The 26108-nt window shown below is 68.8% G+C and carries 19 protein-coding genes; 4 read left to right on the forward strand and 15 right to left on the reverse strand.

Annotated features, from left to right (window positions below; all coding sequences use genetic code 11):
• Positions 1–70: 70 nt before the first annotated feature.
• Positions 71–2233 (reverse strand): primosomal protein N', encoded by a 2163-nt coding sequence (locus tag AC07OA_RS19885; protein WP_494665547.1) that lies wholly within the window; start codon positions 2231–2233, stop codon positions 71–73.
• Positions 2234–2597: 364 nt separating this feature from the next.
• Here AC07OA_RS19885 and AC07OA_RS19890 point away from each other — a divergent pair, with 364 nt between their 5' ends.
• Both AC07OA_RS19890 and AC07OA_RS19895 read left to right on the forward strand, forming a co-directional pair.
• Positions 2598–3278 carry a DUF484 family protein gene (locus tag AC07OA_RS19890; RefSeq protein WP_494665548.1) on the forward strand — a complete coding sequence of 227 codons (681 nt, stop codon included), beginning with the start codon at positions 2598–2600 and terminating at the stop codon, positions 3276–3278.
• A 135-nt stretch (positions 3279–3413) separates the two neighbouring features.
• Positions 3414–4334, forward strand: a complete 921-nt coding sequence (locus tag AC07OA_RS19895; RefSeq protein WP_494665549.1) for a tyrosine recombinase XerC — start codon at positions 3414–3416, stop codon at positions 4332–4334.
• 107 nt (positions 4335–4441) lie between these two features.
• Here the strand turns inward: AC07OA_RS19895 and AC07OA_RS19900 are convergent, their stop codons facing one another.
• Positions 4442–6481, reverse strand: coding sequence for a sulfatase-like hydrolase/transferase (locus AC07OA_RS19900; RefSeq protein WP_494665550.1), 2040 nt, complete (start codon positions 6479–6481; stop codon positions 4442–4444).
• 261 nt (positions 6482–6742) lie between these two features.
• On the opposite strand from AC07OA_RS19900, the gene AC07OA_RS19905 reads away from it, so the two are divergent.
• Positions 6743–8731: a methyl-accepting chemotaxis protein gene (locus AC07OA_RS19905; RefSeq protein WP_494665551.1), complete on the forward strand. Its 1989-nt coding sequence runs from the start codon at positions 6743–6745 to the stop codon at positions 8729–8731.
• A 206-nt stretch (positions 8732–8937) separates the two neighbouring features.
• Here the strand turns inward: AC07OA_RS19905 and AC07OA_RS19910 are convergent, their stop codons facing one another.
• From AC07OA_RS19910 to AC07OA_RS19920, 3 genes are all read right to left on the reverse strand, one after another.
• A complete protein-coding gene (locus AC07OA_RS19910; protein ID WP_494665552.1) occupies positions 8938–10344 on the reverse strand; it encodes an MFS transporter in 1407 nt (468 codons plus the stop codon).
• Between the two features lie 164 nt (positions 10345–10508).
• Positions 10509–10808 carry an EthD family reductase gene (locus tag AC07OA_RS19915; protein WP_494665553.1) on the reverse strand — a complete coding sequence of 100 codons (300 nt, stop codon included), beginning with the start codon at positions 10806–10808 and terminating at the stop codon, positions 10509–10511.
• Positions 10809–10819: 11 nt separating this feature from the next.
• Entirely contained in the window at positions 10820–11659 is an 840-nt protein-coding gene (locus AC07OA_RS19920; RefSeq protein WP_494665554.1) for an oxidoreductase, read from the reverse strand.
• Positions 11660–11760: 101 nt separating this feature from the next.
• Here AC07OA_RS19920 and AC07OA_RS19925 point away from each other — a divergent pair, with 101 nt between their 5' ends.
• A complete protein-coding gene (locus AC07OA_RS19925) occupies positions 11761–12621 on the forward strand; it encodes a LysR family transcriptional regulator (RefSeq protein WP_494665555.1) in 861 nt (286 codons plus the stop codon).
• A 210-nt stretch (positions 12622–12831) separates the two neighbouring features.
• Here the strand turns inward: AC07OA_RS19925 and lpdA are convergent, their stop codons facing one another.
• The 10 genes from lpdA to AC07OA_RS19975 form a co-directional block, all read right to left on the reverse strand.
• Entirely contained in the window at positions 12832–14232 is a 1401-nt protein-coding gene (gene lpdA / locus AC07OA_RS19930) for a dihydrolipoyl dehydrogenase (protein ID WP_494665556.1), read from the reverse strand.
• 94 nt (positions 14233–14326) lie between these two features.
• Complete coding sequence (locus tag AC07OA_RS19935) at positions 14327–14926, reverse strand: hypothetical protein (protein ID WP_494665557.1); 600 nt, start codon at positions 14924–14926, stop codon at positions 14327–14329.
• A 54-nt stretch (positions 14927–14980) separates the two neighbouring features.
• A complete protein-coding gene (locus tag AC07OA_RS19940) occupies positions 14981–15337 on the reverse strand; it encodes a DUF3088 family protein (protein ID WP_494665558.1) in 357 nt (118 codons plus the stop codon).
• Complete coding sequence (locus AC07OA_RS19945) at positions 15334–15738, reverse strand: PIN domain-containing protein (protein ID WP_494665559.1); 405 nt, start codon at positions 15736–15738, stop codon at positions 15334–15336. The genes AC07OA_RS19940 and AC07OA_RS19945 overlap by 4 nt, the downstream gene beginning before the upstream one ends.
• A complete protein-coding gene (locus AC07OA_RS19950; RefSeq protein WP_494665560.1) occupies positions 15735–15914 on the reverse strand; it encodes a hypothetical protein in 180 nt (59 codons plus the stop codon). Before AC07OA_RS19950 ends, AC07OA_RS19945 begins: the two co-directional genes overlap by 4 nt.
• A gap of 59 nt (positions 15915–15973) precedes the next feature.
• Complete coding sequence (gene odhB / locus AC07OA_RS19955; RefSeq protein ID WP_494665561.1) at positions 15974–17200, reverse strand: 2-oxoglutarate dehydrogenase complex dihydrolipoyllysine-residue succinyltransferase; 1227 nt, start codon at positions 17198–17200, stop codon at positions 15974–15976.
• Between the two features lie 61 nt (positions 17201–17261).
• On the reverse strand, positions 17262–20225 hold the full coding sequence (locus AC07OA_RS19960) for a 2-oxoglutarate dehydrogenase E1 component (protein ID WP_494665562.1): 2964 nt from the start codon (positions 20223–20225) through the stop codon (positions 17262–17264).
• Between the two features lie 168 nt (positions 20226–20393).
• A complete protein-coding gene (gene sucD, locus AC07OA_RS19965) occupies positions 20394–21278 on the reverse strand; it encodes a succinate--CoA ligase subunit alpha (protein WP_494665563.1) in 885 nt (294 codons plus the stop codon).
• A 5-nt stretch (positions 21279–21283) separates the two neighbouring features.
• On the reverse strand, positions 21284–22483 hold the full coding sequence (gene sucC / locus AC07OA_RS19970) for an ADP-forming succinate--CoA ligase subunit beta (protein ID WP_494665564.1): 1200 nt from the start codon (positions 22481–22483) through the stop codon (positions 21284–21286).
• Positions 22484–22768: 285 nt separating this feature from the next.
• Entirely contained in the window at positions 22769–26083 is a 3315-nt protein-coding gene (locus AC07OA_RS19975) for a glycosyltransferase (protein ID WP_494665565.1), read from the reverse strand.
• Positions 26084–26108: the final 25 nt, after the last annotated feature.

A 26108-nucleotide genomic window follows, 5' to 3' on the forward strand; every position in this document is an offset into this window, starting at 1 on the left:
CGCGGAATTGACCGGCTATCGGCGCTCGCGGTTGGGGACACGCACAAGTGCATGTCCCCGGCAGCGTCCGTCAAAGAAAGCTGTACGGGTCCACGTCGAACACCACGCGCACCGAGTTGGGGACCTTAGCCCGGGCGCGCCAAGCGGCCAGGAAGCCTTGCAGGTCCACCGAGCGCTCGGCCCGCACCAGGAACCGCTTCCGCCGCCGCCCCCGCACCAGCGCCAACGGTGCGTCGGCGGGGCCGAAGACCTCGACGCCGTCGGCGTTGGGCGTGGCGGCCGCCAGGGCGTTGCAGTAGTCCTCCAGGGCCACCGGGTCTGGCCCCGTGGCGATCACCGCGGCTAGGCGTCCGAACGGCGGCAGGCCGGCTTCCTGGCGCATGGCCATCTCGGCCTCGACGAAGGCGTCGCGGTCCTGGGCCTTCAGGGCCTGGAGCACGCCGTGCTCGGGAGAGTACGTCTGGAGCAGCGCCCGCCCCGGCTTCTCGTGACGCCCTGCCCGGCCCGCCGCCTGGGCCAGCAGCTGGAACGTCCGCTCGCCGGCCCGCAGGTCGCCGCCGCGCAGGGAAAGGTCGGCGTCGACCACGCCCACCAGGGTGAGGTTGGGGAAGTTGTGGCCCTTGGCGGCGGCCTGGGTGGCCACCAGGATGTCGATCTCGCCGGCCGCCATGGTGTCGACCAGGGCCCGGGCGGCCTCGGCGTCGAACACCGTGTCGGACGAGAACACCGCGATCCGCGCGTCGGGGAAGAGGTGGCGGGCCTCCTCCTCCACCCGCTCCACGCCCGGGCCGATCGACACCAGGCTGTCCTTGGCCCCGCAGTGCGGGCAGGCCTCGGGCTTCTTCATCGAAAAGCCGGTCAGGTGGCAGACCAGGCGCCCGGTATAGCGGTGCTCGACCAGCCAGCTGTCGGTATCGGGCGACTTCATCTTCTCGCCGCAGGCCCGGCAGAGGACGAGCGGCGCATAGCCCCGGCGATTGAGGAACAACAGGCTCTGCTCGCCGCGCGACAGGGCCACCGACACCGCCTTGACCAGCGGCGGCGACAGCCAGCGGCCGGGCTCCGGCGGGGTCTCGCGCATGTCGATCAGGCCGATGTCGGGCAGTTGCGCGGCGCCGTGGCGGGCCGAGAGCCGCAGCCAGCGATAGCGGCCCTGCTGGGCGTTCCACAGGCTCTCCAGCGACGGGGTGGCCGAAGCCAGCACCACCAGCGCCCCCTCGATCTTGGCGCGCGCCACGGCCAGGTCGCGGGCCTGGTAGATGAAGCCCTCCTCCTGCTTGAAGCTGCCGTCGTGCTCCTCGTCGACCACGATCAGCCGCAGCTTGCGGAACGGCAGGAACAGGGCCGAACGGGCGCCGACCACGATCCGCGCCGCGCCGGTGGCCACGCCCTCCCAGGCCCGCCGGCGCTTGGGCGGCGAGACGCCCGAATGCCACTCGACGGGCGCGGCGCCGAAACGCCGCTCGAAGCGGTGCATCACCGCCTGGGTCAGGGCGATCTCGGGCAGCAGGATCAGCACCTGGCTGTCGGGATCGGCGGCCAGGGCGGCGGCCACGGCCTCCAGATAGACCTCGGTCTTGCCCGAGCCGGTCACCCCGTCCAGCAGGGCCGCCTGGAAGCCGCCGGCGTCCAGCATCTCGCCCAGCACATCGGCCGAGGCCTGCTGGCTGGGATTGAGGGTCTGGGGCGGCAGGGAGAGGTCGGGCTGGGGGAAGCTGTTGTCGGGCTCGATCCAGGTGATGGCCAGAGCGCCCTCGTCCACGAGCCCCTTCACCACGCCGGCCGAGACGCCGGCCGCCGTGGCCAGGGCCCCAGACGCCATGGGACCTTGCTCGGCGGCGGCCAGCACCTTCAGACGCGCGGGGGTCATACGGGCCGGCTGGGTTCCGGTCAGGACCAGGGCCTTGTCGGGCTTGGCGGGCGGATGGCGCAGGCCGCGCAGGGCCATGGCCAGGGGCCAGCCGGGAATGTCGACCGAATAGCGCGCCGCCCACTCGATGAAGCTCAGCACGCCCGGCGGCAGGGGCGGATCGTCCACCCGCTCCAGCACGGGCTTGAGCGGCCGATTGCCGCCGGTCCCGTCGCGCAGGGCCGTGACCACCCCGCGAATCACGCGCGGCCCCAGGGGCACGGCCACATGGTCGCCGACGCTAAGGCCCATGTCCTCCGGCTCGGCGTAGTCGAACGCCTCGGGCAAGGGCATGGGCAGCAGGACGGAGGCGATGCGGGGCATGGGACCTGAAACGGGGGAGCAGTCGGTTCTGCCTGGGAATTGACGTCAGGTCGAGATGGGGTTTGGCGGGCCCAATTCCCAGCTTCCCCTTCACCCGTCATCCCGGGCCTTGTGCCCGGGACCCCTCTGTCCACCGCAGGCGCGAAGGTGTGGCGCGCCGGCGCGCCAATGCTCGTCACGTGAAAGCTGAACCAGGGGTCCCGGGCACAAGGCCCGGGATGACGGCGGTGGGAGGAAACATCCCCAGGCCAAGACCATCCGCCCTCGCCCCATCAAGCGGCTGTTAACCGACTTGGGGCTTCATCGGGGTTGTCCCCGGCTGTGACTCAATACGGGGACGAAGTGTGGATGGAGTAGTCAGACCATGACCGACGCGACCCAGGCGATGCTGCCCTATCCGGTCGACGCCGACGCCGTCCGCGACTTCCTGCGGTCCGAGCCCGACTTCCTGCACAGCGATCCCGACCTGCTCAGCGACCTGGGCCTGCGGCCGGACGCCAGCAACGTGGTCGACTTCGGCCCGGCGGCCCTGGCCCGCATCTCGGCCGCCCACGAGCGCGAGGCCCTGGTGCGCCGCCAGATCGAGGCCACCGCCCGCGCCAATTTCTCGGCCCAGGCCCAGAGCCACGCCGCCGTCATCGACCTGCTGGACGCCCGCAACCATTCCGACCTGGCCCGCCGCGTCGACGAGATGGCGTCCTTGCGCTTCGGCCTCGCCGCCGGGGTGGTGGTGCTGGAAGGCCCCGGCCGCGTGCCCGCCGGCTGGCACGCCCTGATCGCCGGCCAGATCGAGATGATCATGGGCGACCACGGCGTGGCCCGCATGGGCTTCCACGCGCCGGCGCTCGGCCTGTTCGGCGACCGCCTGGACGAGATCAAGAGCATGGCCATCGTCCGCATGAGCCTGTGGGAGCCGGCGCGCGAGGGCCTGCTGGTGTTCGGCTCGTCCGACCCGGAGGGCTTCACCGCCGACATGGGCAGCGAACTGGTCGCCTTCCTGGCCCGCGTCGTCGAACGCACGGCCGAGCGCTGGCCGGTGCTGTGAGCCATGGCTGTCATCCCGGGCGAAGCGTAGCGAAGACCCGGGACCGACGCCTGAGCGCCGCGTTCCAAATCGGTCCCGGATCTGCGGCCCTGCGGGCCTTGTCCGGGATGACAGGCTTTTGGCGAGGGTGAGGAGATGAGCACCGCCGCCCGCGCCGCCCTCTCCGCCTGGCTGGACCATCTGGCCCACGAGCGCCGGGCCTCGCCGCGCACGGTGCGGGCCTATGGCGACAACGTCCTGGCCTATCTGAACTTCCTGGAGCGCCATCGCGGCGAGGCCCTGTCGGTGGCCGACATGGGCGGCGTCTCCGCCGCCGAGCTGCGCGCCTATCTGGCCTTTCGCCGGGACGGCGATGAGGGCCTCTCCCCCCGCTCGCTGTCGCAGAGCCTGTCGTCGATCCGCGCCTTTCATCGCTTCCTCGACCATCGCCTGGACACCCCCAACGCCGCCGTCGGCCTGGTGCGCGGGCCGCGCATCAAGGTGGGGGCGCCGCGTCCGGTCTCCGAGGACCAGGCCCACGGCCTGATCGCCGAGCTGTCGCTGGACCCGGACCGCGAGGACTGGGAAGTCGCCCGCGACGAAGCGGTGCTGACCCTTTTGTGGGGCTGCGGCCTGCGGATCTCCGAGGGCCTGTCCCTGACCTTGCGCGACGCGCCGCTGGGCGAGAGCCTGCGGATCACCGGCAAGGGCGGCAAGACCCGGATCGTGCCGGTGCTGGACATCGTCCGCCAGCGGATCGACGCCTATCTGGCCGCCCTGCCTTTCGCGCTGGGGCCGGGCGAAGCGCTGTTCCGGGCCAGGCGCGGCGGGCCGCTGTCGCCGCGCCACGTCCAGGCGACGATGCAGAACCTGCGCAGCCGCCTGGGCCTGTCGGACCGCGCCACGCCCCACGCCCTGCGTCACTCCTTCGCCACCCACCTGCTGGGCGCCGGCGCCGACCTGCGCTCGATCCAGGACCTTCTGGGCCACGCCTCGCTGTCGACGACCCAGCGCTACACCCAGGTGGATGCGGCGGGCCTGCTGGCCGCCTACGGCAAGGCGCATCCGAGGGCGTGACCCGACCGGGGACATGCACTCGTGCGTGTCCCCAGCCTCAGGCGCCGGCTCTCCGACAAAGGCCCAGCCAGGTCTTGGGGACACGCACAAGTGCATGTCCCCGGCCGCTAGAGGTCCCGCGCTTCCAGCTCGGCCAGCAGTTGCGCCAGCCGATCCGCCTCTTCCTGCACCTTGGCCTTCACGAACGGCGCCGGCAGTCCTTCCCGCGCCCGCAGCGGCGAGGCCACCTCGACCAGGTTCACCGCCTCGTTGGGATCGAGCTCCAGGTCGTACATCTCCCACTCGTCGGCCACGCCGCCCGAGGGGTCGAAATAGCGGCTCAGCTTGTGGCGGCCGGTGCGCACGCAGCGCACGTGGTTGGGCTGGCGCACCGAGCCGGGCGCCAGGTTCACCTGGGGATGGTCGGCGTTCACCTGGTCGACCACGCGCCGGTAGACCTCGAACTCCCTGTCGCACTTGAGGTTGGCCGGGTCGTCGTTCGAGGCCGAGGGGGCGGTGATCTCGTCGTCGGTGATGAACAGCACGCCCTGGCGCTCGCGGCCGTCGGGCTCGACCACCGTGTTCGTCTCGCCCTTCAGCAGGCCCGACAGGTCCACGCCCGGCAGGGGCGGCACGGGGCGATGGGCGCCCAGGCTCCTGGCGATGGCCTCGCGCTGGTCCGCCGTCACCCCCGCCAGGCCCAGTATGGTGGGCAGGATGTCGATGTGGCTGGTCACGGCGTCGATCTGGCGCGGCGTGTAGCCCAGCGGCCCCTCGCCCGTGCCCGGCTCGTCTTCCACGACACCCGTCGAAGGCGGGAAGCGCACGATCACCGGCACGTGCAGGGCCTCCTGATAGGCCGTGTGCCACTTCTCGATCATCATGCCGTGAGCGGCGGCGTATTCGCCGTGGTCGGCCAGGAAGACCACGATGGTGTTGTCGGCCAGGCCCGTCTCTTCCAGCGTCGCCAGCACCCGCGCCACGTGGGTGTCGACCACCGAGTGCAGCCAGCCGTAAAGCTGCAGGAACTCCAGGGCGTAGCGCTCGGGCTCGGCGCTCAGCTGGAACGGCAGGACGCCCTTCAGGGCCTGCTGGACGGCGATCTCGATCGACCGCTCGTCCCGTTCGGCGGGTCGGGGATCGGGCAGGTGCGGGAACTTCTCCTCGACCTTGCCCTGGGCGGTGTTGACGATGTTGAAGCCGGTCTTGGCGTTCAGGGCCAGCCCCACCTTGTAGGCGTAGTCGTGCTGGCAACTGGGCTTGTCGGCCAGGGACTCGTTCTGGGTGGGCGAGGGAAAGGCGCAGTCCTGGGGGAAGCCCAGGGGGTTGAGCGCGATGTTGATCGTGCCGGGCTTGGGCGGCGGGGTCTTCTGGCCGACGGTCGGCGTGGTCAGCGGGCCGAAGATCGACTGGGCGCCCGAATTGTCCGGCGTCGGCAGGGCCTGGGCGATCACCGCCGGATAGGTGGCGATGTCGTGGGGGTTGGTGAACGAGGCCACCGCGAACCACGGCGGGATGTCGTCGACGTCCGGCCCCGAGGCGTAGGGGTCCTGGGCCTGCTCGATGGCCTGGGCGCGGTCGTAGTCCACGGCCAGGGCCTTGCGGCGCAGGAAGGTGCAGGCCTGGTCGGTGAAGCCGGCGTCGCGATAGACGCCCAGATTGTTGATCGCCGCCCCGTGCGGCTCGGGATACGACTCCTCCCAGTCGTCGAAGCCGTAGCGCTCCAGCGAATGCTCGGGCGGATTGCTGACGTGCCACTTGCCGAAATAGTGGGTGGTGTAGCCGGCCTCGCGCATCCAGGTCCCCAGGGTGGGGATCCCGTCGGCCGCCAGCCACGGGAAGTTCCAGGAATCGCCGCTCTTGAACAGGCCGTCGGTCTGGGTGACGCCGGTCCTGGTCCCGTACTGGCCCGTATAGATCACCGCCCGGCTGGGGGTGCAGGCGCTGGCGGCGATGGTGTGGTTGCGCAGCAGGGCCGCGTTCTGGCGCAGGGCCAGCAGGCCCGGGAAGTATTGGGCGTAGGGATTGCAGTCCTCGATCTCGCGCTGGAAACCCAGGATCCGCTTCAGCGGCTCATGGAAACCGGCCTCCGGTCCGTAGGAAAACCGTGGGAACCGGTACTGGTCGCAGGTGATCAGCAGGATGTTGGGCCGGCTTGGCTGGCTCATGGCGCTCTCCCCCTCGCGGACGGCCCTTCCGGCCGCTTTTCACGCATGCTGGAGACTACACCACCAGGTTGAAGAGTCGATGACGTCACCAACCCTCGATAGCGAAGCCTGTCAACGCCCCAGCGATGGGATGTGACATTCGGTCGCTCATAACGATCTAAAGCCTTGCCATTAACCGCGTTTTTACGGCGTTCGCGGCTTCTGGGTTCAAGACCGGAGCCCGATCTCATTTCTTGGGCGCGACCGGACATGGGGTTTGCGATGAAATTCGACGATCTGAAGATCTCCACCAAGGTGGCCCTCCCGGCCATCATCCTGACCGTCGTCGCCCTGGCGATCACGGGCGTCGGGGCTTGGCAGTCCCGGGTTTCGGAAGCCGCGACCAAGGTGCTCGTCGAGCAGCGCGCCCCCGCCGAACTGGAAGCCTCGCGCTTCAACCGCCGGGTCGCCTCGATCGGCTACGCGGCCTACCGCACGATCGCCAACGACTCGGCCTCGGCGGAAGCCAAGACCGCCAGCGACGAGATCGACAGCGCCTACAAGGAAGCCAAGATCGCCCTGGCCAAGGTCAAGGCCGCCGACCCCGCCGCCGCCAAGAAGGTCGCCGACTTCCAGACCCGTCTGGACCGCGTCTATTCCAGCGCCCGCCAAGGCGCCGACCTGGGCCTGCAGAACGCCAACGACGCGGCCAAGATGGTCATGGGCGTGATCGATCCGGACATCGCCGCCCTGACCAAGGACGTCTCGACCTACACCAACACCCATAGCGACGAGACCGGCGCCATGGTGCAGAAGGCCGCCAAGCAGGCCGCCACCGGCACCATGATGTCGATCGCCTTCGGCCTGATCGCCTCGGCCGCCGCCCTGGTCTTCGCCCTGTGGATCGGCCGCTCGAAGATCTCGGCCCCGCTCAACAACCTGTCCAAGACCATGGAAGTCCTGGCCCAGGGCTCGGTGGACGTCGACGTCGTCGGCGCCCAGCGCAAGGACGAGGTCGGCTTCATGGCCCGCTCGGTCCAGGTGTTCAAGGACAACGCCCTGGCCCTGCGCACCGCCGAAGCCGCCCAGCAGCGCGCCAGCGCCGAGACCGAGGCCGAGCGCCGCCGCAACCAGGAAGCCGCCGACGCGGCCGCCCGCGAGCAGGCCTTCGTCATGGAACACGTCGCCACGGGCCTGAACCGCCTGGCCGACGGCGACCTGACCTATCGCGTCGACATCCAGTTCCCCGACGCCTACGAGCGTCTGCGCAGCGACTTCAACGGCGCCATCACCCAGATGGAAGAGGCGATGCGCACCATCGTCCACGCCGCCAACAGCATCGGTTCGGGTTCGGACGAAATCGCCTCGGCCGCCGACGACCTGTCGCGCCGCAGCGAGCAGCAGGCCGCCAGCCTGGAAGAGACCGCCGCCGCCCTGGACGAGATCACCGCCACGGTGAAGCGTTCTTCGGCCGGCGCGGTGGAAGCCTCGCGCGTCGTCACCTCCACCCGCGCCGACGCCGAGCGCTCGGCCGTGGTCGTCCGCGGCGCCGTCGACGCCATGAACCAGATCGAGAAGTCGTCGCAGGAGATCAGCCAGATCATCGGCGTCATCGACGAGATCGCCTTCCAGACCAACCTCCTGGCCCTGAACGCCGGCGTCGAAGCCGCCCGTGCGGGTGACGCGGGTCGCGGCTTCGCCGTCGTCGCCCAGGAAGTCCGGGCTCTGGCCCAGCGTTCCGCCGACGCGGCCAAGGAGATCAAGACCCTGATCTCGTCCTCGACCCAACAGGTCAGCCAGGGCGTGTCGATGGTCGGCCAGACGGGCGAGGCCCTGCAGGCCATCGTCGGCAAGGTCAGCGAGATCGACGGCCTGGTCAGCGAGATCGCCGCCTCGGGCGCCGAGCAGGCTACCGGCCTCAACGAGGTCAACGCCGCCGTCAACCAGATGGACCAGACCGTCCAGCAGAACGCCGCCATGGTCGAGCAGTCGACCGCCGCCAGCCATGCCCTGAAGGGCGAGGCCAACGGCCTGATGCAGATGATCGGAAGGTTCCAGGTCTCGGGCGCCCAGGCCGCCGTCGGTGGCGGCTCCACCCGCCGCCACATCGCTCCGCCCACCCAGGTGACCCGCCCGGCCCCGCGCGCGGCCGTGGCCCCGGCCACCGCCGCCCACCGCCCCGGCGCCAATCCGGTCAAGGCCGCCCAGGCCAAGCTGGCCGCCTTCGCCGGCTCGGCCCAGCCCGCCTCGGACGACTGGGAAGAGTTCTAGGTTTAAGTAAGCGTACCGCCCTCGCTTGAGTAGGAGGGCGTTTCCTCCCCTCGTAAGCCTAGCGTAGAGCCCCGCCGGTTGCCCCCGGCGGGGCTTTTCGTTTGGGGGTTAGGTTTGCTCCTGGCGCCTCACCGCCTTTGACGAGGCCTCGGCATCGGCCCTGCAAATATGACCAAGCTACTATCCAAGGTGGCGCTGAGAGCGGGTCAGCGATGAGCCCTTGCAGGCGGTGCGGATCGGACGGGACGTCGAGCAAGCGTGACCCCAAGCGCCGCGCCAACGCCGAGACAGGCTGCAATGCAGAGCAGCGCGACGACGAAGGCCTGGGTTATGGCTGCGGGATCATGACGCGGTCCGAGCACCGTGTAGAAAACCCCGCCAATGATCGCGACGCTGAGCGCGGTGCCGACCTGCAGCGTGGAGGTGACCGTGCCGGCGATCATCCCTGAAAGCGCCGGGGTGACGCGCTCGATCACCACCCGCATTAGCGACGGCAAGCCTAGTCCCTGGCCGAACCCGACGGCGAACAGGATGAGAGCAAGCAGGACAGGCGTGGGCGGGCCGCCGATCGGCGCGGCCGCGATAAGCCAGGCCAGACCCAGAAAGCCGACCGTCTCCAGCCCCAGGCCGATCGGATTGAGATAGCCGCCGACGATGCGCCGGAGGGCAGGCGTCGTCAGCGGTCCTAGTAGGAAACCTGCCCCGAACGGCAGGAAGGTCAGGCCCGCGCTCAGCGCGGTCGCATGCAGCGCGCCCTGCAGATACACCGAGAACAGCAGGAAGAAGGTGCCGATCGCGTAGAACAGCAGCGCGATCAGTAGCGCGCGGCCCAGCCCGGGCGCCCGAAGAGCATCCGGATCGAGCAGGGGCGAGCCGCCGCCGCGGGCAAGCCGGGTTTCATGGCGCCAGAAGATCAGCGCCAGCACTGGCGATGCCGCCAACGATAGCCAGGACCACAGCGGCCAGCCAGCTTCGCGGCCTTCGACAAGCGGCAGGATCAAGGCGCCGAGCGCGGCGATAGAGAGAGCCACCCCGCCCAGGTCCAGTTTGGCCGCTTGACGCGCCCCAGTGTCCTTCAGCAAGGGAACGCCAAGAGCCACGACCAGCACTGCCGCCGGCAGGTTGACCAGGAAGATCGTCCGCCAGCCCATGTCCAGCAGATCGAGCGAGATGAGGACGCCGCCCAAGGCCTGGCCGATCACCGAGGCAAGGCCGAAGACAGCGCCGTAGACGCCGAGCGCCAGCGGCTTTTCCCGCTCGGGGAAGATCGCGTGAACAGAGGCCAGAGCCTGGGGCGCCATCACCGCCGCTGTCACGCCCTGCAGCGCGCGTCCCGCGACCAGGGTCCACGGCGAACCCGCGAACCCACAGATCACCGAGGCGACAGCAAATCCGATCAGTCCGATGAAGAACATGCGGCCGCGGCCGTATAGGTCACCCAGCCGTCCGCCCGTGGTCAGGGTCACGGCATAGAGCGCGGCATAGGCGGAAATGACGAGCTGCTCGGCCGAGGACGACGCGCCCAGGTCCCCTTGGATCGACGGCAACGCGACGTTGACGATGAAGAAGTCTAGCGGCGGCAGGAAAGCCCCCACGAGCAGGATGACGAACATCGCCCAGCGGCGGGGATCCGGGGGGACGGTGTCGTGGGACATTGCCGGGGCATGGGGGATTGGTCGGGTTCCGGTCATGCTGACGGACGCCTTTACTTTCAGGACTCAACTTCGCTGAGGTCGATGAGTCCCGATCTCGGCGATGGATGGCGGGGACGTCGCGCCTAGAGGGGCAGGGCCAGGCTGCGCTGCGGCTTGACCGCGGTGACGAGATCGACGTCGGCCATCACCTCGGCTGTGCGAGGCGAAGCCAGCGCCGCGTCCATGGCGTCCTTGTCGCGGAAGACGCAGGCCGCCACGGCGATCAGCCCCGCGCCATCATTGCCCGGGAAGAAGCCGCCGACCCGCTCGAGGCCGTAAGGACCCCAGCATTCCCGCACGAGCGGCATGTGGACATTGATCCAGTGCTCGCGATGGAAGGGGGTGTCGGCGTCGCCGGCGTAGGTGACGAACATGGTGATCATGGAGGAACCCTTCAGACCTGAGGATCGAAATCGGTGGCGATCGAGAGATCGCGCCAGGCGGCGACATCGGCGCGGAACGCCGCGAACTTGCGCTCGACGACGCCGTGTGCGGCGGGACCGATCGGGAGGTGAAGCGGCGGGTCTTCCGCATCGACCGCGCGCAACATGACGGCGACGGCCTTGGCCGGGTCGCCGGCCTGCCGCCCATCACTGGTTTCGCGGTAGCGCAGCCGCCCATGCGCCGTGGCGGCATAGGCGTCGATCCTGTGCGCGGCGGCGGCCATCGATCGGCCGAGGAACTCGGTCCGGAACGGACCCGGCTCGGCGATGATGACCCTGACGTCCAGGGGGCGCAGTTCGTCCGCGAGGGCTTCGGACAGACCCTCCACGGCGAACTTCGTGGCGTTGTAGTAGCCAAAGCCGGCGGAGCCGGAGAGGCCTGCTCCCGACGAGAGGTTGACGATGCGAGCGCCCGGGCGGCTGCGCAGTGCGGGCAGCGCCGCGCGGGTCGTTTCGATCAGGCCGAACAGGTTGGCTTCGAACAGCGGCCTGTATTCGTGAGGCTCGGCTTCCTCGATCGCGCCGATGAAGCCAAAGCCTGCGTTGTTGACCAAAACGTCCAGGCCGCCGAACGCGCTTTCGGCCAGGGCGACGGCCTGGGCGACGTCGCCCGGGCGGGTGACGTCGAGCCGGGCGCCTCGGACCGTATCGGGATACTGGTCGCAGAGCGCCTGCAGAGAGTGGGTGGACCGCGCGGTTGCAATGAGACGATCGCCTCGCCGAGCGACTGCGTTGGCGAGCTCCCTGCCCAGTCCCGCCGAACAGCCTGTGATCAGCCAGGTTTTCACCATTTGCGCCTCCTGATGCATTCGCAGATGAAATTTAGGCGATTGGAATTGTTCGGTAAGAGACAGTATTGTTCGCTCGATGTTCATTATTGTACGGCGGCGACATGGAGTGGAGCGACGTCAGGATTTTCCTCGCGGTCACCCGGGCGGGCACGCTCGGGGGCGCGGCGCGGGCGCTCGGCCTGAGCCATCCGACCGTGGGTCGCCGGCTGCGCGCGCTGGAGCAGGCCACGGGGCATACGCTGTTCCAGCGAACCGCCGACGGCCTAGTGCCGACCGAAGAGGGCCTGGCCATCACCGCGCTGGCGGAACAGATGGAAGACGGCGCCTTGGCCATGGAGCGGCGCCTGGCCGGCGGCGAGCAGAACCTTCAGGGCAGTCTGCGGATTTCTTCGGCCGACTGGTTCGGCGCCTATGTCCTGCCACCGATCATCGCTGACTTTGTTAAGGCCTACCCCCGCGTCGATGTAGAACTCCTCACGGGGACGCGGCTGTTCAGTCTCGCGCAGCGGGAGGCTGACATCGCCTTCCGGATCGTTCCTTTCGACGCGCCGGACATCGTTCAGCGGCGGTTGATCCGCCTGACCTACGGCGCCTACGTGGCTGCGGATCTGCCCGAGCCCGCCTTCGGCGACGGAACCGGCTTTCGCCTCATCACCATGGACACTTCGACCGGACAGTTTCCCGATATCGCTTGGTTGCGAGAAAGCTTTCCGAACGCTCGCCCCGTGCTGGCGTCCAACAATCGCAATGTGCAGGCATGGCTTTGCCGTCAGGGCGTCGGGATCGCGGTCCTTCCGCAGATCGTGGGTGACCAGGCCCCGGGCCTTCGGCGCCTAGGTCTGCCCTCGGAACCGCCCAGCCGCGAAATCTGGATGGGCTATCATCGAGACCTGAGGCGATTGCAGCGCCTTCGCGCCTTCATCGCAACGGTGGGGGATCACTTGGCGACCGTGTCGCCCTGATCCACGGTGCCCGCCGCGCCGAACGTCCTCTTCCTGCAGGCGAGCCAAGGTCGGCTTATGGCGCACAACGGCTTTCCGGCCAGCGGAAATAGAAGCTTGGCTCACCAGCCTTTCCGGACCTCGGATCGCCCGCTCCCCACCACACAAAGCAATGGCGGGGTTCCGTCTCCGAAACCCCGCCACCACAAACTCTATAATTCGAGCCTGCCCCTAGGCCTGCATCATCCAGCCCTCGACCGCCATCGAGGCCTGGCGGAAGGCCTCCGAGCGGGTGGGGTGCGGGTGGCAGGTGCGGGCCACGTCTTCCGACGAGCCGCCGAACTCCATGGCCACGCAGATCTCGGCGATCATGTCGCCGACATTGGGCCCCACGGCGTGGGCGCCCAGGATGCGGTCGGTCTTGGCGTCGGCCAGCACCTTCACGAAGCCGTCGGTCTCGTGGTTGATCTTGGCGCGGCTGTTGGCCAGGAACGGGAACTTGCCGACCTTGTAGGCGATGCCCGCGGCCTTCAGGTCGTCTTCCGTCTTACCCACGGTGGCGACTTCCGGCTTGGTGTAGATCACGCCCGGGATGATGTCGTAGTTCACGTGGCCGGCCTTGCCCGCGATCAGCTCGATGCAGGCCACGGCCTCGTCCTCGGCCTTGTGGGCCAGCATCGGACCCGAGGTGACGTCGCCGATCACCCAGATCCCGTCGACGCCGGTCTTGTAGTGGTCGTTGGCGATCATGCCGCGCTTGTCCGGAACGATGCCGACCGTCTCCAGGCCCAGGCCTTGGGTGTAGGGACGACGGCCGATGGCCACCAGCACGTAGTCGGCCTGCAGGGTCTCGGCGTCGCCGCCGGCCACGGGCTCGACCGTCAGCTGGGCCTGCTTGTCGGTGGCCGTGGCGCCGGTCACCTTGGAGGCCAGCTTGAACTTGAAGCCCTGCTTGGTGAGGATCTTCTGGAAGGCGGTGGCCACCTCGGTGTCGGTGCCCGGCAGGATGCGGTCCAGGAACTCGACCACGGTGACTTCCGCGCCCAGGCGCTTCCAGACCGAGCCCAGCTCCAGGCCGATGACGCCGGCGCCGACCACGATCAGGCTCTTGGGCACGTCGGGCAGGCTGAGCGCGCCCGTGGAGTCGACGATACGCTTGTTGTCGATGGTCACGCCCGGCAGCGGGGTGGGCTCGGAGCCCGTGGCGATGACGATGTTCTTGGTCTCGAGCACGGTTTCCGAACCGTCCTCGGCCTTCACGACCACCTTGCCGGGTTCGTCGATGCGGCCCCAGCCCTTGATGTAGTCGACCTTGTTCTTCTTCATCAGGAACTCGACACCCTTGGTCAGGGCTTCGACGCTCTCGGCCTTCTGGGCCATCATCTGGACCAGGTTCAGCTTGGGCTTCACCTCGATGCCCAGCTTGGCGAACTCGCCGCCCGACGCGGCCTCGTACATTTCCGAGGCGTGCAGCAGGGCCTTGGACGGCATGCAGCCGACGTTCAGGCAGGTGCCGCCCAGCTTGCCGCGCCCTTCGACGATGGCGGTCTTCAGACCCAATTGGCCAGCGCGGGTCGCCGCGTTGTAGCCGCCGGGGCCGCCCCCGATGATGACGACGTCGTATTGAGCCATGGATGCCGAGCCTTTGCTGAACAGTGCCCTGGATATAAGGGCGCGCGCCTGTTTTCGCGAGGCGGTTTAAGGCGCCGTCCCGTCAGGTCAACCTTCAACGGTTATAGTGCGCATCCGTCTCGCCCAGCTTTCGGGCTCCGCGCGGCGCGATCAGGCAGAACAGGCCCAGCAGCAGCCAGCCCTCGGCCTTGAGCATGAAGATCAGGGCGTGGGCGCCGTCGAGGTCGTGGGGACGCTTCAGGCCGACCGTGATCCACCCGATCAGGTCCAGCCCCCAGGCCAGGGCGGCGATCCAGATGGCCGGGATCGGGTCGCGCGACGCGGTCCGCAGGGCCCATAGCCGCAGCAGGAGGCCCGCCCCCGCCATCAGCGGCGACTGCCAGGCCCAGGCCTCGACCGCCCGGGCCAGGGTTCCGTTGAACGGCGCGAGGACCTCGCCCGCGCTGGCCAGGGCTAGCAGGTGATAGACCAGGGCCGCCAGGATCCCGGCGCTGGCCACGGCGGCGTGCCAGGCCGTGGGCCGTGGGCCGCCGGCGCGCTTTAGGGACGGCAGGCGCGGCAGGGCCGGCCGCTTGGGACGCGGCGACTCCGGCGGCGGGTCGGACGGCCGGACGCCGATCTCCGGGGCGCGCTCGCGCGGCCATCGGCGCGGCCGGCCGCTGGAAACGAGATCGTCAGGCTCTGGCTTGGGCATCGGCGCCTCCCAAGGCGAGACTGCCTCAAGTCGCGCGAAGTTCAAGGCCGCCACCTACGGATGCGGCGGCGAGACTCCATACCGGGCGGCGAGATAGCGGGTGATCGGACCCTCGTTGGTGGCGAACCACAGGCCGCCGGCCTGCTGGAGGTCGCCCTCGCCCAGGTCCGCGTGCTCGAACGGCGCGGCCAGGATCAGGGTCGGCAGGTTCTGGTGGGCCTCGCCCAGCAGATCGACCACCGGATGGCGCGGTCGCGCGTAGGGCAGATAGGCGATGTCGAGCTGGTCCCGGACGGCCGGATAATAGCCCAGGAACCCCTCCACCGCCGCGCAGGCCATGCAGAACCAGGACCGCTCCTGGTCGATCCAGTCGGGACGCAGCAGGAAGAGGCGGTCGCGGGCTAGGGTCATCTTGTCCAATCGACCACGCGCAAATTCTCGACGCGCGTATATTCGTGCAGGTTGGCGCTGACCATGGTCCAACCTCGGTTGAGCGCCTGGCCCGCGATCAACAGGTCATAGGCCTCGATCGAGCGTCCCTGCCTGCGCAGATCCTGGCGGATCCGTGCGGCGGCCAGCGCATCTTCGTGCGTCATCTCCACCACCTGCAGATCGGCCAGCAAGGCTTGCGCTCGCTCGAGGTGATACTGCGGTCGCTTGCTGATCAGGCATCCGAAAAGCAGCTCGTGGCTGGCCACCGGACTGGCGACAATCACACCGCCGTCGTCGACCGCCGCATCGAAACGCTCGCGCACGCCGTCGCGGCCATTGCAGATGTCGATCATGACATTGCTGTCGAGGCTCAGGATCATGAGCCGAAATCGAACTCCCGGATCACCGGCTTTTCCGGATACTCCAGCGGCTCCAGGACTTCGATGGCGTCCAGCCTGGCCCAGAGCTCGGGGCCGCCTTGACGCTTTACGGGCGCGTCGGCGTCGACCGCGTCAGCTCCTTTGAAGCCCAGCCTCTCTTCCTCGAACCCCGGCAAGATCGCCTCCATAACTCCACAAGAGACAGGATGCGCTCGCCGGGGCCTTGGTTCAATGCTTAGAGCTCCAGCAGCAGGCGCTGCGGGTCTTCCAGGGCTTCCTTGACCTTCACCAGGAAGGTCACCGCGCCCTGGCCGTCGACCACGCGGTGGTCGTAGCTGAGGGCCAGGTACATCATCGGGCGGATCTCGATCTTGCCGCCGACCACCATGGCCCGCTCCTTGATCGCGTGCATGCCCAGGATGCCCGACTGCGGCGCGTTGAGGATCGGGGTCGACATCAGCGAGCCGTAGATGCCGCCGTTGGTGATGGTGAAGGTGCCGCCCTGCATGTCCTCGATGGCCAGCTGGCCATCGCGGGCGCGCTTGCCCAGGCCGCCGATGGCCTTTTCGATCTCGGCCAGGCTGAGGGCGTCGGCGTCACGCACGACCGGAACGACCAGGCCCTTGTCGGTGCCGACGGCCACGCCGATGTCGTAGTGGTTCTTGTAGACGATGTCGGTCCCGTCGATCTCGGCGTTGACGTCCGGCACGGCCTTCAGGGCGGCCACGACCGCCTTGGTGAAGAACGACATGAAGCCCAGCTTTACGCCGTGCTTCTTCTCGAACACGTCCTTGTACGAATTGCGCAGGGCCATGACCGCCGTCATGTCGACCTCGTTGAAGGTCGTCAGCATGGCGGCGTTGTTCTGGGCTTCCTTCAGGCGGCGGGCGATGGTCTGACGCAGACGCGTCATCTTCACCCGCTCCTCGCGTTCGTGCAGGGCGCGCGGCGCGGCGGGAGCGGCGGCCGGAGCCGGAGCATTGGCGCGGGCTTCCAGGGCGGCCAGGGCGTCGCCCTTGGTCACGCGGCCGTCCTTGCCGGTGCCGGCGACCTTGGAGAGGTCCAGGCCGGTCTCGGCGGCGATGCGGGCCGGAGCCGGGCTGACCGGGGCGGCGGCGGCCGGAGCCGGAGCCGCGGCGGGAGCGGGAGCCGGAGCAGCGGCAGGAGCCGGAGCGGGCGCGGCGGCGGCCTTGGGTGCCGGAGCGGCCGGAGCGGCGGTCGCCGCGCCGCCTTCGGTCACCACGCCGAGCACGGTGCCCGGCACCACGGTCGCGCCTTCCTCGGCGCCGATCGAGGCCAGCACGCCGTCGGCGGGCGAAGCCACTTCCAGGCTGACCTTGTCGGTTTCCAGTTCGACGAGGATCTCGTCCTTCTTCACCGCCTCACCGGCCTTCTTGGTCCAGCGCGCCACCGTCGCTTCGGTGACGGATTCGCCGAGGGCGGGGGTCATGATGTCGGCCATGGGGGTTCCGATGTCTCTCGTTTGGGTCCGGGACGGGTGTTCAGTTAAGCGAACGAAGCGATCAGGCGAAGGCTTCGTTCAGGAAGGTCTCGAGTTCTTTCAGGTGGCGGCTCATCATGCCGGCGGCCGTAGAGGCCGAGGCGGGACGGCCCACATAGCGCGCGCGCTTGGCCTTGACGTCCAGCTTGGCCAGGCTCAGCTCGATCCACGGATCGACGAAGGTCCAGCCGCCCATGTTCTTGGGTTCTTCCTGACACCAGACCAGCTCGGCGTTCTTGAACCTTCCGAGCACGGAAAGCACCGACTTCAGCGGCCACGGATAGAACTGCTCCAGGCGCACGATGTAGACGTCGTCGCGGCCGGCCTTGGCCCGGGCGTCGACCAGGTCGAAATAGACCTTGCCCGAGCAGGCGATGACGCGGGTGATCTGATCGTCCGGCTTCAGGGTGACGCCGCCGACGTCGCAGCCGGCCTCGGCGCCGTCCACCATCACGCGGTGGAAGCTGGAGCCCTCGGCCAGGTCGGCCAGGTTGGACACCGCCTTCTTGTGGCGCAGCAGGCTCTTGGGCGTCATGACGATCAAGGGCTTGCGGAACTCGCGGTGCATCTGGCGACGCAGGGCGTGGAAGTAGTTGGCCGGGGTGGTGCAGTTGACCACCTGCATGTTGTCTTCCGCGCACGACTGCAGGAAGCGCTCCAGGCGCGCCGAGCTGTGCTCGGGGCCCTGGCCCTCGTAGCCGTGCGGCAGCAGCATGGTCAGGCCGCTCATCCGCAGCCACTTGCGCTCGCCCGAGCTGATGAACTGGTCGATCACCACCTGGGCGCCGTTCACGAAGTCGCCGAACTGGCCTTCCCACAGGGTCAGGGTGTTCGGGTCGGCCAGCGAGAAGCCGTATTCGAAGCCCAGCACCGCCTCTTCCGACAGGGCCGAGTCGATCACCTCGTAGTGGGCCTGGCCGGCGCGCAGGTTGTTCAGCGGGGTGTAGTGCTCTTCCGTCTTCTGGTCGATGACGTCGGAGTGGCGCTGGGTGAAGGTGCCGCGCACCGAGTCCTGACCCGACAGGCGCACCGGGAAGCCCTCGTCCAGCAGGGTGGCGAAGGCCAGGTGCTCGGCGGTGCCCCAGTCCAGGCCCTCGCCCTTCTCGATGGCGTCGCGGCGGTTCTCGATCGTGCGGCGGACGGTCTTGTGGGCGTCGATGCGGTCCGGGATCGTGGTGATCTGGCGGCCCAGCTCCAGCAGGCGGGTCTTGGCCACGCCCGTCTGGCCCTTGCGCTCTTCGTCGCCGGGCAGGGCCAGGCCCTTCCACTTGCCGTCCAGCCAGTCGGCCTTGTTGGCCTTGTAGCTCTTGCCGGCGTCGAATTCCTGATCGAGGAAGGTCTCGAACTCGCCGAGCCAGCCGTCGACCTCGGCCTGGGTGGCCACGCCCTCGGCGATCAGCCGGCGGCTGTAGATCTCGCGGGTCGAGATGTGGTCCTTGATCTTGGCGTACATCAAGGGCGAGGTCATCGTCGGGTCGTCACCTTCGTTGTGACCGAACCGGCGATAGCAGAACATGTCGACCACGACGTCCTTGCCGAACATCTGGCGATACTCGGTGGCGACCTTGGCCGCGTAGACCACGGCCTCGGGGTCGTCGCCGTTGACGTGGAAGATCGGGGCCTCGACCATCAGCGCCACATCCGACGGATAGGGCGAGCTGCGCGAATAGCGCGGGCTGGTGGTGAAGCCGATCTGGTTGTTGACGATGAAGTGGATGGTGCCGCCCGTGCGGTAGCCCTTCAGGCCCGACAGGGTGAAGCACTCGGCCACCACGCCCTGGCCGGCGAAGGCCGCGTCGCCGTGCAGCAGCAGCGGCAGCACATGGCCGCGACCGGCGTCGGGCTGTTCGCGCAGGGTGAAGGCCTGCTTGGCGCGGGCCTTGCCGATCACCACCGGATTGACGATTTCCAGGTGCGAGGGGTTGGCGGTCAGCGACAGGTGGACCTTGTTGTCGTCGAACTCGCGGTCCGACGAGGCGCCCATGTGGTACTTCACGTCGCCCGAACCCTCGACGTCCGAGGGCAGGCTCGAGCCGCCTTGGAATTCGTGGAAGATCACGTGGTAGGGCTTGCCCATCACGGCGGCCAGCACGTTCAGGCGGCCGCGGTGCGGCATGCCCAGGACGATGTCCTTCACGCCCAGCGAACCGCCGCGCTTGATGATCTGCTCCAGCGCCGGGACCATGGCCTCGCCGCCGTCGATGCCGAACCGCTTGGTGCCGGGGAAGCGCTTGTGCAGGAAGCGTTCGAAACCCTCGGTCTCGATCAGCTTCTTCAGGATGGCGACCTTGCCCTCCTTGGAGAACACGATCTCCTTGTCGCGGCCCTCGATGCGCTCCTGCAGCCAGGCCTTCTCGTTGGGATCGGAGATGTGCATGTACTGCACGCCGACGTTGTCGCAGTAGGTGCGGCGCAGGATCGACAGGATCTCGCGGATCGTCGAGGTCTCCAGGCCCAGCACGAAGTCCAGGAAGATCGGGCGGTCGTAGTCGGCCTCGGCGAAGCCGTAGGTGGCCGGGTCCAGCTCGGGGGCGGCGGGCTTGGGCTCCAGGCCCAGCGGGTCGAGGTTGGCGGCCAGGTGGCCGCGCATCCGGTAGGCCCGGATCATCATGATGGCGCGCAGGCTGTCCAGCGTGGCGGCGCGGACGGCTTCGGCGGAGGAACCGGGGGCCTTGGCCTCGATGGCCTTGCTGACCTTGGCCTCGACGGCGGGAGCCACCGACGGCCACTGGCCGTCCAGGGCCGAAAGCCAGTCGGGGCGCAGGGCCGGAGTCGGGCGCGGCGTCCACGCCGGGTCCTTGGCGGCGGCCTTGACCTGGTCGGCCTGGTCGGAAAGCGTGGCGAAGAAGGCGGCCCACGAGGGCTCGACCGAGGCGGGGTTCTCCGCCCAGCGGGCGTAGAGGTCCTCGACGAAGGCCGCATTGGCTCCGTAGAGGAACGAGGTCTCGGTCAAGACCTGATTGATGATGCCTGCGTCGTCCGCCATCGTCTTCGCCTTACGATCCTTTTACGCCACCGCTTACCGGGCCAGCGTAAATATAGTCTCTCAATCCCCGGGCGCCCGCATAACAACGGGGCCCAGGTGATTTTTTCGGATCGTCGACAGGCGGTCGGAAAAACCTGGGCCCCGCCGGGGCGGGGTTTCGGTGTCGTCTTAGCCCTTGAGCACGTCCAGCAGGGTCTCGCCCAGCTTGGCCGGCGACGGCGAGACGCGGATGCCCGCGGCTTCCATCGCCGCGATTTTGTCCTCGGCGCCGCCCTTGCCGCCCGAGATGATCGCGCCGGCGTGGCCCATGTGGCGGCCGGGAGGCGCCGTGCGGCCGGCGATGAAGCCGACCATGGGCTTCTTGCGGCCGCGCTTGGCTTCGTCGGCCAGGAACTGGGCGGCGTCCTCTTCGGCCGAGCCGCCGATCTCGCCGATCATGACGATCGACTTGGTGGCTTCGTCGGCCAGGAACAGCTCCAGGATGTCGATGAACTCGGTGCCCTTGACCGGGTCGCCGCCGATGCCGACGGCCGTGGTCTGGCCGAGACCGGCGTTGGTGGTCTGGAACACGGCTTCGTAGGTCAGGGTGCCCGAGCGCGAGACGACGCCGACCGAGCCGTTCGAGAAGATCGAACCAGGCATGATGCCGATCTTGCACTGGTTCGGGGTCAGGACGCCGGGGCAGTTCGGGCCGATCAGGCGCGACTTCGACCCTTGCAGGGCCTTCTTCACGCGCACCATGTCCAGCACCGGAATGCCTTCGGTGATGCAGATGATCAGCGGGATTTCCGCGTCGATGGCTTCCAGGATCGAGTCGGCCGCGAAGGGCGGCGGAACGTAGATCGCGGTGGCGTCGGCGCCGGTGGCTTCCTTGGCTTCGCCGACCGTGTCGAACACCGGCAGGCCGATGTGGGTCTGGCCGCCCTTGCCCGGGGTCACGCCGCCGACCAGCTTGGTGCCGTAGGCGATGGCTTGCTCGGAGTGGAACGTGCCCTGGGCGCCGGTGAAGCCCTGGGTGATGACCTTGGTTTCAGATCCGATGAGGATGGACATGAGAGTTACGCAGCCCCTTTGACAGCGGCGACGATCTTCTCGGCCCCGTCCGACAGGTCGTTGGCGGCGATGACGTTCAGGCCGCTTTCCGAAATGATTTTCTTGCCGAGCTCGACGTTGGTGCCTTCCAGGCGCACGACCAGCGGAACCTTCAGGCCCACTTCCTTCACGGCGGCGATGACGCCTTCCGCGATGATGTCGCAGCGCATGATGCCGCCGAAGATGTTGACCAGGATGCCTTTGACGGCCGGGTCGGCGGTGATGATCTTGAAGGCCGCGGTGACCTTCTCCTTCGAAGCGCCGCCGCCGACGTCCAGGAAGTTGGCCGGCTCGGCGCCGTACAGCTTGATGATGTCCATGGTGGCCATGGCCAGGCCGGCGCCGTTGACCATGCAGCCGATTTCGCCGTCCAGGGCGATGTAGGCCAGGTCGTACTTCGACGCTTCGATTTCCTTGGGGTCTTCCTCGGTCTCGTCGCGCAGTTCGCGGATGTCCGGGTGACGGAACAGCGAGTTGCCGTCGAACGACAGCTTGGCGTCCAGGACCCGCAGGTGGTCGTCGGCGGTGACGATCAGCGGGTTGATCTCCAGCATGGCCATGTCCTTGGCCAGGAACGCCGTATAGAGCTGACCGAGCAGCGTCGCGGCTTCCTTGGCGAGACCGCCGGTCAGGCCGAGAGCCTTAGCCAGGGCGCGGGTGTGGGTGGGCCACACGCCGGTCGCCGGGTCGATCGAGAAGCTATGGATCTTTTCGGGAGTGGCGTGGGCCACGTCCTCGATGTCCATGCCGCCTTCGGTCGAGGCGACCACCGAAACCATCGAGGTCTCGCGGTCGACCAGCAGCGACAGGTAGAATTCCTTGGCGATGGCCGCGCCTTCCTCGATGTAGAGGCGGTTGACCTGCTTGCCCTTGGGACCGGTCTGGTGGGTCACCAGCACGCGGCCGAGCATCTCGGCGGCGTTGGTTTTGACCTCTTCCACCGACTTGACGACGCGGACGCCGCCCTTGGCGTCGGGGCCCAGGCCCTCGAACTTGCCCTTGCCGCGCCCGCCGGCGTGGATCTGGGACTTCACGACGAACACCGGGCCGCCCAGCTTTTCAGCGGCGGCGACGGCCTCCTCGACGGTGAAGGCGGGATAGCCGCGTGGCACAGGAGCGCCGAACTCCGCGAGGACGGCTTTGGCTTGGTGTTCGTGGATGTTCATGAGGGACCGGTCTCGACGACGGCTTCTGAAATTGTGGCCGGTTTATAGGAGCGTGATTTCGCAGGCGCAACCGCGCTTGGGCCGATTCATCGGCTGGCGTGAAAAAGTGGGCCGGGTTCGCGCAAGCCCGCACCGGGTTGGACTTTTCGCATACCGGCGGCTTGCCGGAACGTAAGCCTGGCCAGGACGGCGACCGGGGTCGGTTCGTCCATTCGCCCGTCGGCGGCGCGGGGATCGCCCTCGCGATCAGAGCGCCGCCTTCGCGGGTGCGAAGGCGCGGAGGCCCTAGCCGCTGTTCTTGACCGTGGCCGTGGCCCGCCGCTCCAGCTTGCCCCAGCCCACCCGGCCGCCCCGCGCGGCGGTCAGCACCGACTTGACCACCACATAGTACATCAGCTGGCGGTAGCCGAAGCGCTGGACCGGCAGATAGGGCAGGTCGGCCCACGGCGCGCGCTTCTCCAGGGCCATGCCCAGGGCGCCGGCCGACAGGTCCACCAGGATGAACACCGCCCAGTAGAGCAGGCCCCGGATGGTGTCGTCGGGCGACCACTCCACCGGGTGGGCGATGGCGCCGTAGAGGCCCGAGACCAGGCTCCAGACCACCGCCAGGTCGACCAGGGGCGCGGCCACGGCCAGCAGGATCTGGAACAGCCAGATCTGCGGCAGGGCCACGAAGCCGAGCGCGGGCGTGCGGGCGTTGAACATCGCCTTCCGGTGCTTCCACACGCACTGCAGCGTGCCGAACGACCAGCGGAAGCGCTGCTTGAGCAGGCCGCCGACGGTGTCGGGCGCCTCGGTGAAGGCCTGGGCGGCGGGGTCGAAGGCCACCTTCCAGCCCGCCCGCTGGCAGGCGATGGTCAGGTCCTGGTCCTCGGCCAGGGTGTCGGAAGGATAGCCGCCCAGGTCGTCCAGCACGCTCTTGCGCCAGGCGCCGACGGCGCCGGGCACAACGGTCACCGCGCCGAGGGTCGCCAGGGCGCGGCGCTCCAGGTTCTGGGCGGTGACATATTCCAGCGCCTGCCAGCGGGTGACCATGTTGACCCGGTTGCCGACGATGGCGTTGCCGGCCACCGCCCCGATCTTCGGGTCCTGGAACCAGCGCACGAGGCGCCCGATGGTCTTGGGCGGAAACAGGGTGTCGGCGTCCAGCGCCACGACGTATTCGCCCTTGGCCACGGCGAGACCCCGATTGACCGCCCGCGCCTTGCCGCCGTTCTCGAAGCTCAGCAGGGTGACGCGCGGATCGTCGCCGTGGGCGTCGCGCACCGCCTGGGCCGTGCCGTCCTTGGAGCCGTCGTCCAGGACCAGCACCTCCAGGTTCTTCCACTCCGATTCCAGGATGCGGGTCACCGAGGCGGCGATCACCTTCTCCTCGTTGAAGCAGGGGATCAGCACACTGACCAAAGGGCCGGTCTCGGGATCGAGGTTCTGCGGGCTCTGGTGGGTCCAGCGGTGGACCAGGGCCAGGCCCGCCAGGAACACCAGCCGCGCCAGGCCGAGCGCGATGGCGGCGACGAACAGCCCCGTCAGCAGGGCCTTCAGCCCCCGGAAGAGGCCGAAGCCCACCCGGTCCAGCGCCAGGGCCAGGGGATCGCGGTCGCTGACCGGCATGGCCTGGGCCGGGGTCATGCCCGCCAGCTCGCCCACGGTCACCAGCCGATAGCCGCGCGCCCGGATGGCGTCGATCAGGCCCGGCAGGGCCTCGACCGTGCGCGAGCGGTCGCCGCCGGCGTCGTGCAGCAACACCACCTGGCCCGGCCGGTCGCCCGGATGGTCCAGGCGATCCAGGGTGCGGTCGATGATCGTCTGGGGCGGCGGCTTCTGCCAGTCGTCGGTGTCGATCCGCAGGCCCACGATCAGGTAGCCCAGCTCCTGGGCGATCACGAGGGGAGCGACTTCGTGCGGGGTCGAGGGCTCGGCGTCGCCGAAGAACGGCGGACGGAACAGCCGCATCGAGCGGCCGGTGATCACCTCGAACAGGCGCTGGGTGGCGTTCAGCTCGACGTCGGTCTGGGCGATGGGCGTCTCGCCGATATTGGGATGGGTCCAGGTGTGGCCGCCCACCTCGTGGCCCTCGGCGACCTCGCGCTTCACCAGGTCCGGCCGGGTCTGCATGTTCTCGCCGATCACGAAGAAGGTGGCCGGGGCGTTCTTCTTCTTGAGGATGTCGAGGATCTTGGGCGTCCAGCGCGCGTCGGGGCCGTCGTCGAAGGTCAGGGCCACCAGGCCCGGCTTCTGGCCGTAGCGCTGGATCACGTAGGAGCTGGGCAGGACATCGTAGGTCTGGTCCGAGATCAGGCCGGTGTCGGGATCGAACTCCAGCGAGCGCTTGCCGGGCGTGGGCATGTTGGTCACCCGCAGCACCTCGCCGCCGCCGTCGAAGTCGACGCTCTGGCCGGCGGGGATGCGGGTCAGGCCCGCGGCCGAGACCTGGCCGTAGGGCTTGCCCAGCACGCTCCAGACGCCCGGGTCCTCCATGCCCATCCGCCACAGGCCATAGCCGCGCGGCTTCCAGGCGTCGGTGACCTTGACCTCGTTGAACAGGGTCGTGGCGTCCAGGAACCAGACCACGTGGTCGTCGCCGTTGTCGTCCTGATAGCCGTAGGTCGGGTTCAGGGCGTCGTCGTCCATGTCGATGGTCGCCCCGGCGTCCTGGGCGTTGCGCACGGCCTCGTGGAAGGTGGCGGGCGCGCCCGACGCGGGCGCGCCGTCCTTCTTCAGCGTCCAGTCGTAGCCGTAGGCGCCCAAAGCCATGATCGTGCGGGCCGGGTCCAGCTTGGCGAACCGCTTGTCCAGCTCGGCCTCGTACCAGTCCTGGCCCGCGTTGGGCCCGGGATCGCCCCCGGCGTAGTGCTGGTCGTAGGCCATCAGCACCAGGCTGTCGGACGCGTCCTGCAGCGCCTTCAGCGGCCAACCCTGCCCGTCGAAGGGGGCGGTGACCCAGACCTCGCGCCCCTGGGGCTTCAGCGCCGCCCGGGCCTCGGTCAGGAGCTTGGGATAGTTCGCCAGCCCCTTGGGCGACAGGTTCTCCAGGTCGAACACATAGCCGCCGTAGCCGCGCCGCGAGGCCAGGTCGACCAGGCCCGCCACCAGCCTGGCGCGCGCCTTGGGATCGGCCAGCAGGGCGTCGGCCATCGGGCCGTTGAAGGCGGCGTTGGCCGAGTTGTGGACCAGGGGCAGGACGGCCGGATGGTTGGGCGCGGCGGCGATGCGCGCCACGCCCTGCGGGTCGTCGTCGACCACGATGTCGCCGCCCGGCCCCTTCAGCGCCACCCACTGCGGGGAGACCACGTCCAGCTTGTCGATGTTGCGGCGCAGGGACTCACGGGAGTCCTCATCCCAGCTGACATAGAAGCCGACGCTGATCGGCCGCGACTGGGCCGAGCCCTCGCCCGCCCCGCGCGTGGCGGTAGGCCGTGGCACCTTGCGCCAGGCGAGGTCCGGCTTCAGGCGATGGGCCGTCTCCTTGTGCAGGGACGACAGCACGTGCGGGTCCTGCAGGGTCAGGGACGGCAGGCGCGGGGCGAAGGCCAGAGTGGCCAGGAAGGCCGCGACGATGGCCGCCAGGGCCGACAGGGTGATCCCCAGGATCAGCCGCATCCTCCGGTCCCGCCGCCCGGTGGGG

This window comes from Caulobacter sp. GW821-FHT09B08 (assembly GCF_059418225.1).